The 1,405-nt window shown below is 41.0% G+C and carries 2 protein-coding genes; both read left to right on the top strand.

The genetic code is table 11. From position 1 onward, the window contains the following. Positions 1-581: 581 nt before the first annotated feature. The gene (locus AC2LE6_RS08200) at positions 582-1,049 is read left to right on the top strand and encodes a YiiX/YebB-like N1pC/P60 family cysteine hydrolase (protein ID WP_484478772.1); all 468 of its coding nucleotides are present in this window, start codon (positions 582-584) and stop codon (positions 1,047-1,049) included. Between the two features lie 30 nt (positions 1,050-1,079). Further along, positions 1,080-1,405 (top strand): MazG nucleotide pyrophosphohydrolase domain-containing protein (locus AC2LE6_RS08205; RefSeq protein ID WP_484478779.1); only part of this gene is annotated, 326 nt, incomplete at its 3' end.

Genomic DNA, 1,405 nt, shown 5'->3' on the forward strand with positions numbered 1-1,405 from the left:
AGCTAAGGCAACGCCTAAGCCAGCAAAGAAAGCACCTGCAAAGGCTGCTAAGAAGCCTGCTAAGGCTAAAGCTAAGGCAACGCCTAAGCCAGCAAAGAAAGCACCTGCAAAGGCTGCTAAGAAGGCTCCAGCTAAAAAGAAAGTAACTAAGAAGACCCCAAAGTCTACTAAGTAATACTTACAGAACCCATTCTGACGAGTGGGTTCGATAAGTGCTATAAGTACTAAGAATAACACTACGCTAGGACCGTAGTTACGACCGATCCCCTACCATCAATGTCACTATTGATACTACTCTCGGGGAGCAGGCGTCAAGTCGTGGAGGTAACTCACCACGCAATGTTCAGGTTATTTAGTTAACCGAACCGACCTCTGGGCATGTCGATAAACTGTCCTTCAAACCAATATGTGTGAATTCACTCTCTAACAAAACAACAAATAGGATTAATATGAAGATTATACCAAGATTTAAAATGTGGCTAATGAGTACTCACACTTACCACTGGTTCTTAACCAGTATTCTGCCGTATATAAGGTTCTCATCATATTATACTAGTATGAGAGGCCGTAAGTATCACCAAGTGTATGAAGCTATACAACCAGGAGATATCATACTTACAACTGACCGAAAGAAATTATCTACATTCTTAGTAGGTGGTGAGTTCTCCCATGCTGCATTATGTGTTTCTAAAGATAAGCAGTGGGAAGTGAGTGAGATGACACATACAAACTATACTAAAAGTTGTGTTTCAGATTTGTGTTACGAAGCAGACAGAGTAGTTGTGTTACGCTGTCCACACTTCGATGAGTTTTATCTTCCACTAGTCATAGAGAGATGTAAGAGTTTCGATGGTGTACCCTATGACAACATGTTCAGATTAGGTATCGAAGCATTATCTTGTTCTGAACTAGTTTACGAAGCAGACTTTGATAGAAGATTGAAAGTTAATTTAGAGGATGTAGTTGGCTTAGGTCAGTTGTACATCTCACCTACAGGATTATGGAACGCTGAAAACGTCAACGTAATCATCGATACAAATAATTTATAAGGAGACGATATGTCTAAAACATTTAAAGGAATGTGGTTCAGCGACTACGAATTACAAGCAAGAACAACTGCATCTTATAAGGATGCTGACTACCTGCCATTAGGCTTAGCTGAGGAATGTGGAGAGCTAGTTCACGAGTTTGCTCGTTGCAAGCGCAAAGGCGTACCTATGGATATCGACAACCTCATGAGCGAAGTTGGTGATGTACTTTGGATGTTAGCTATGATCTCACATGAACATGGTTTCAACTTGGAAGATGCTGCACAGAACAACATGGACAAATTGTCTGGTCGTAATGAAGCAGGAACTATCCATGATAAGACTGGTCGTAGTGCTGATATGTCTGATGAGGAACG

The sequence above is a fragment of the Candidatus Izemoplasma sp. genome (assembly GCF_982632705.1).